Annotated in this window: 3 protein-coding genes, 1 tRNA gene and 1 pseudogene; 1 reads left to right on the forward strand and 4 read right to left on the reverse strand. The window is 58.4% G+C overall.

What is annotated here, in order from left to right; translation table 11 throughout:
* Positions 1–412: 412 nt before the first annotated feature.
* From VEB01_RS10645 to VEB01_RS10655, 3 genes and pseudogenes are all read right to left on the reverse strand, one after another.
* On the reverse strand, positions 413–1,675 hold the full coding sequence (locus VEB01_RS10645) for an IS1096 element passenger TnpR family protein (protein ID WP_324875265.1): 1,263 nt from the start codon (positions 1,673–1,675) through the stop codon (positions 413–415).
* Positions 1,676–1,757: 82 nt separating this feature from the next.
* A complete protein-coding gene (locus VEB01_RS10650) occupies positions 1,758–2,324 on the reverse strand; it encodes a tyrosine-type recombinase/integrase (protein WP_324875267.1) in 567 nt (188 codons plus the stop codon).
* A 126-nt stretch (positions 2,325–2,450) separates the two neighbouring features.
* Positions 2,451–5,394 (reverse strand): annotated as a pseudogene (locus VEB01_RS10655) (Tn3 family transposase).
* Positions 5,395–5,582: 188 nt separating this feature from the next.
* Between VEB01_RS10655 and VEB01_RS10660 the strand changes: the two are divergent.
* Complete coding sequence (locus VEB01_RS10660) at positions 5,583–5,717, forward strand: hypothetical protein (protein ID WP_324875268.1); 135 nt, start codon at positions 5,583–5,585, stop codon at positions 5,715–5,717.
* Between the two features lie 306 nt (positions 5,718–6,023).
* Here VEB01_RS10660 and VEB01_RS10665 read toward each other — a convergent pair.
* Positions 6,024–6,099 (reverse strand) — tRNA-Lys (locus tag VEB01_RS10665).
* Between the last annotated feature and the right edge of the window lie 337 nt (positions 6,100–6,436).

Below are 6,436 nucleotides of genomic sequence, written 5' to 3' on the forward strand. Positions count from 1 at the left end.
TCCCTGGACTCTTCAACCGAATGACCTTATCTTCACTCATGGCGTATTCGCTCCTCTCAACAGGAATGGATGACCTCGAAGACCATCCAGAATACGCCGCCTACCTCAGCCCCTCATCCACAACTTTCGAGCATAACTCCGACTTTATCTGTCGTAAGCCACAGAGCGTACTTCTCGAATTTCGCACAAATAGCGAGCAGAACACCGGATTTCGGCTCGTTTCCTTTCGTTTCGATTCGAATAAGAGAATCTTTTGGAATCCCCGTATTTTGGCGAACTCGGCCCGGCCGAGACCTTCCGCCTCTCGAATCTTTCTTATTAGGCCTAGTGCCAAGGTTGCTGTCCAAAATGGCAATTTGGCTTAAAGGCCCCGCCCAAGCACGGAAAGGTGAAGAGCCTGTCGATATGACTTCTACCACCCATACTGCTTCGGGGCCTTCCCGTACTTCTCTATCACCCGTGGTTTCTTGATCGCGGGTCCCGCGTTCACGCGCTCGGTTTCGATCTCGAACTCCCACTGGTCACCAAAGTCGTACAGGAAACCGATGCGCATCCCCTCGGATAGGGGAACGTCGCCGACTTTAACCTCATCCGCGAGTGGATGGTCGGAATCACCGGCTACATAAGGATGATCGATTTCGATCGTGCGACCGAAACGGTCCTTGTAGCTGAAGCAGTACAGGTGATCGTGATCGAAGTGGAAGGCATCGAGAATCGTCGCCGCAAGTTCCGCCAGAATCGAATCGCCCCGGATGGCAATGCGCCGCCAGCACTCCGCGCCCAGCGCAACCTTGAACACATGCGGACCGGGTTGAAAAAGCGGCGCAGGAATGTCCAAATCCTTTTGCCACCCTTGGATATGGGGGCGAACGAATCGGCTCCATTGCTCGAAGCCGTCCCAAGGTTCGAATAGCGTCGCGAAGCCGAGCGTCGGCAGGGCCGATCCGGCCGCGGGCGCTAGTGATCGTTGGATGAAGTCCGCATAGCCACCCAACAAGACTTTGCCCCAATCGGTCAGTCGCATCCATGCGGGCCGCCACCCTTGCCCCTCGGCGGGCGGTTGGGCCCGGATTTCGAGCAAGCCGAAGAGTTCCAGCAACGCCAGGTTGTGGAGGCCGGGGTAATACCGGAGCATTTCCGCGTCTTGCGGCGTTTCCACCGCCAGGATGCCGGTGTTCGGGAACTGCTCGATAAAATCCAAGGTTTTCAGGAGAATTTCTCCGCCCCCGAATTCACGTTCGCCGATGATTTCCTCGCGAGCACGTCCCCACCAGGCCTTCAGCAGCGCGAAATAGCGTTCGGCGCCGTTGAGGGAGCGCCAGGAGTCCAAGACGGGCGGGTCGAGCTTGAGGCGCGGTTTTTTGGATTGCGTATCGATCCGGCCGATGCCCGTGGCGCGCAGCAGCAGATAAAGACCGTTGATGTGCGGATAGGATTTCTGCATCGCGCGTTTCAGACGCAGTTCCAGCGGCTGCGTGAGCGCCCGGTTGATCGTCTCCAGGCAGTTCATCGCCAGCAGATGCGCGGGGGTGACGGGCAGGCCTTCATCGCCGATCAGGCTCAACAGGGCCTCGAAATCCTGCAGGATGGTTCCCGGCGCCCGACGTTCGAAGTCCTGGGCTTCGAGCAGGCGGGTTTGCGCGGGCGTCCACGCGAAGGTTTGGACTGTTTTCAAAGGTGTTCCCGATGCATCGCGGTCAGGGAGACACGTCCTGAGTTCCGGTATTCCACCTATTCGGGCACGGCTTTCCGGGATCTCAGCGCCATAAATTTTCGAACCGCTTGGCCGCCGTTCGGGTGTAGACGGCGGTATGCTTGGGACCCCGGTGGCCCAGATAATCCAGGATGGTGCGCAGATCATGCCCCTGGTTCGCCAGAGCGTATCCACAGGCATGCCGGAGCATGTGGGGATGGACCTTGCCCAGATCGGTGCGCGCGCCGATGCAGCGGACCAGGTAATAGATGCCCTGGCGGGTGAACGGCCCATCGCGCTCGGTGACGAATAACCAGGGCAGCCGGGACTCGCGCATCCGCAGGTAGCGCCGAACCGCCCGCAACTCGTCACCCGCGAGCGGATGATGCGTCGAAAGGCTGCCCTTCAAGCGGTCGATCCAGATCCACGCGGTCTCCAGATCCACTGCGGCGACGGTCAGCCGGCACAGTTCCGTCTCCCGGAGACCGTGCCGATACATCAACAGCATCATCACATGATCCCGGACGCCGTGGCGACCGGACTTGGCGGCCTGGAGAAATCGCTCGACCTCGGCCTCGGTCAGGAAGTTCTTGGACTTCTCATGCAGATCGACGGCTTCCCAAACAGGCATCGTCAGTCACTCTTTACCTTTCGCTGGATAAAACGCGGCGCCGAACGGTCGTAACCCGTTGATTGGGTGAAACGCCTAAGCGTTGACTCTAAACAAAATACACCTTTTGTAAAGAGTTGCAGACTTTTATGCCGCTAGCGGCAATCGTTTTTCCATATCGAGTTCGAAGATGCCGTAGGGATTGATGTGGGCATAGAACAGCGGCGTCAGTCCGCGGAAATCCTCCTGCGCCATCCGCTGCAACCATCCGGGCGCGGCGAGGACCTGCTGGATCATGAGCGTATTGATGTACACCAGGCAGATCTGCAGGAGGTGCAATGAGAGCACCGACAGTTCCTGGTCCTCCAGGCGGTTGGTCGCCACCTCGCCGCCCTTGCCGTAAAAGATAAAGCCGTTGGCACTGTTCCAGTTCTCGACCACGTTGAGGCCTTCTTGGATTTCCCTGCGCAGCGCTTCCGATGCGAGATAGCGGCAGAGGAAGCAGGTCTTGACGGCGCGGCCCAGTTCCGAGAGCGCCTGCTAGGTGGGATGCGTCACGTTGGACTTAGTGAAGCGGCGCAGGATCGATTCCGGGTCCGCCGTGCCTTCGCGCAGCGCGATCGTGAACTTGATCATTTCATCATACTGCTACCGGATCAGCTCCCAACGGATGGGTTTGGACAGAATGGGCTCCAGGTGCGGCAGGCTGTCGCGCAGGCTGGCCTCGGGCAGATAGAGCTTTTGGCTGGGCAGCGCTTTCAGGCGTGGCAGCAGATCGAAGCCCAACAAATGGCTGAAGGCGAATGCGACCTCGCTCTGGCCATGGCTGTCGACGTATTGGCGTTCGACTTCCATCTCTGTGCAGTGCCGGAGCACGCCTTCGATCATGGCCGCCACTTCGGAGGACGAGCAGCGCTTGAGCTTGGGAGTAGATGCAGACGGACTCTTTCTCCACATGCCAGTAGATCATGACCCCACGGCCGCCATAGCGGATGTGCCATTCGGTCATGAGGTTTTGGTCCCAGGCGCCGAACTTCTTGGAGTCCGACGCGCAGGCGGTCGTGCCTTCGCCCCAGATCTGCGGCAAGCGCGTGGCGAAGATGGCGTTCACCACCTTGGCGATCGCATTGCGCAGCGCCGCTTTCTGGATGAACCGGCGCCGCGTGTAGAGCAACTCCTTATAGCTGGTTTCGGTCTCGGTCAGGCTGACGCGCTTCAAGCCGGTGTTGGCGCCCATGCCGAACAGGCACAACAGCAGGCGGCGCTGAATCAGGTGGCGGTCGAGGATTTCGCGCGAGGCCGTAGTCTGGAACAGATCGGTCAGTCCGATGCGCAGATCGGTTTCCTTGAGCACGTCCAAGAGGCTGGTCATGGGCCAGAGGCGCGCAATTTCGGCCTTGAGCCGGGCCAGATTGGCCGGCTCAGGCTGTTCCTCCAGCGGCGTGACCGTGATACGGTGCTTTCCCTTCTTGCCGATGCGCACCTTGGGACTGCCAGGCATCCCGGCGTTCAGCGCTTTCAGTTGCCGTTCCATTTCCTGCTTGAGCGTCGCGATGAAGGTATCCGGGTCGGTCGGCCAACCGAGCGTGCTGTAGTAATGCTCCCGCCGCGCGGTGAAGTCGACGGGCAAATCGTCGTCCGGATTGCGGTAACGATCGGCGCCGACCACCCAGATTTCCTTGCAGCGCAAGCCGTCGCGCAACGCTTGCAGGACGCAGATTTCGTAGTTGATGCGGTTGATGCGCGAATGACCTTGGCCGTCCTCCTCGACGATCAGATCCCACCATTTGGTCTTGATGATGCCGGTGGTGGGGACATCCTTCACCGCGAAATACTGCTTCTTGCTGTCCCGATGCCGCTGGATGACCGCAAGCGCCTGGAGCACGGGCTGGTGCGCGGCATTGTTCGAACGGAACGCCAGGACGTCGAGCAGTTGCGGCACCATGCGCCGATAATGATTGCCGTAAGAGGCACGCAATACCTTGTGGACCTTCTGTTGGAAGGCGGGCCCCGACGCACGGAATTCCTTCACCAGGTCGCGCAGGATCTCTTCGCTGACCACGGGAAACACCACGTCCTTCACGGCGCCTTCCGGATGGTTGACCGCCGCGTCGGCGATCTTGAACAAGAGGCCGGTCTTGCCGCGCACGTGGCGCACGTCGTCCAGCCACTCGGCGACGACTTTGCGCTCGGAGCGCGCGGCGATGCGATGGACGATCTGGTTGAACAGCTCGACCAGCCCGTCGACGATTTCGCGCCGGCGTTGCAGGCAAAAAAGGGCGGTCAGGGCATAACGCGTGACCGGCTCGCGGCGGGCCAGTTGGTTGGCTTCCTCGCTGGCGACCCGTTGCCGGTATGTGATCAGCCGTTTGGCATGGACGCTGCGCGGAAGATTCTCGGGAATGCCGAGCGCGTCGATGCACGACAGCTTTGCCGTTTCATTGAAGACGCTGTTCAGCCCGATGCGCCCCGGATCGGCTTTGAGGTTCATCAACGATAGACGGGTTGGCGTCGGTCCTTTTTCGACCAGGAGTCCTTGGGGATCGAGCAGTTGATCGATGGCTTCCCGGGTGCGGATGGTCAAGGTGTCCGTGACGGCTTGAAGAAGTCGATCTTCGTACTGACGTGCAGCGGAGCGCAGTAGACGTTCCAAACGGCCCGACGAAACCGGCTCAATGCGCTGATCGCGGAGCCACTGGAGCGCCGATGACAACAGATGCGGGAAATCGCTCTCGGCGGGCAAAACTTCCCGGTCAAGCCAGGCGCGCAGCGCGGTTTCGTCGGAGTCGGCAAAGGTGCGAAACCCGGTGATAGCCCGGATCTCGGTGCGATGCAAGCGCGCGGTCCGGCCGATCCAGTCGTAGTCGGTGAAGGTCTCTGGAGGCAGTTGTAGCTGGTCGGCGAGAAACGCGATGACAGAATCGGGAAAGTCAGCCGGCCCATCGGGGAAGCGACCCTGCAGGAGGAGGAATTTGAAGGTTGCCGCGAATCCGAGCTTGCCGGCGGGGGTGCGGTGGTCGAGATAATGGATCTCGTCGTCGCTGAGCAGCCAATGTTCGGCCAATTCCTCGTCAGTCCAGTTCCGCTTCATCGATGTTTCCGAGTGCCGCGTTACTCGAAAAACATAGATGAATATTAGCAAAATGCCATATTGCCGCTTATGACAGGAACCTTGGCACTAGCCCTATTAAGCGGACATTATGGACGAACAGGCCATCCGTCAGGTGCTATTGCTCCCGCATGTGCAGGTGATGCACTGGGAAAAGTTCGGGGAACTCGTTGGGGCTCTCGCCCGGTATGATGGATGACTGGGTGGAACGGTGTCCGGTCGACAGCATCGTCATCGGGAAGCGCCGACTGATCAATATGGTCAAGCTGACCCAGCGCTACCTCGATGAGGTGAGCTACCTATGACCAGCACTTTAAAGCCATTCCCCTCTCCGGCCGGTTCGTCGTCGACAAGCCGGAGTAGATCTTCCAGCCGTACAACGGATTAGTGGACACGAAACTTTGTAAATGGCCGCTCGCTACAGCCATGCGAACGGGGATCACGTCCGTACCGCATTGGATAAACTCCGAAACCGATACCGACTACCCGATCAACCTAATTTGGAACGAACTAAACTTTGGGTAATCGAAAAATCTTGACCCGATCACACCAAAATTACACAGACAATAAAAAAGCCTTACCGGAACTAACCCGTAAGGCTTTGATTTTTCTGGTGGGCCGTGTGAGACTCGAACTCACGACCACTGCATTAAAAGTGCAATGCTCTACCGACTGAGCTAACGGCCCAAAGAAGCGGGAATTATAATGACTGAAGTCGTACTGTTCAAGTCTCTAAGAAACCAGTCTTTCTAAAGACCTACGATATCCCGTAGGATGCCGTTAGGGAAACTCTGATTTAATCTCAAAAACACACAATGAGTAGTGTTTTAGGATGACAAGAATCACAGCATCTTGGAATAAATCAGAGGCTTCTTAGGTACAAACGCGAGTAATGGTCAAATTTTGTGTACGGGGCGGACTCAGGCGGCGATTTTCTCGGCGTCTTCCCGAACTCCGTCCTTGAACACGACTCCCTCGATAACCTGAGCCAAGCGGGGAATGCCATTGAGTTTTCGCCAGTGCC

Source organism: Methylocaldum sp., assembly GCF_035627495.1.
In the GTDB taxonomy this organism is placed as follows: domain Bacteria; phylum Pseudomonadota; class Gammaproteobacteria; order Methylococcales; family Methylococcaceae; genus Methylocaldum.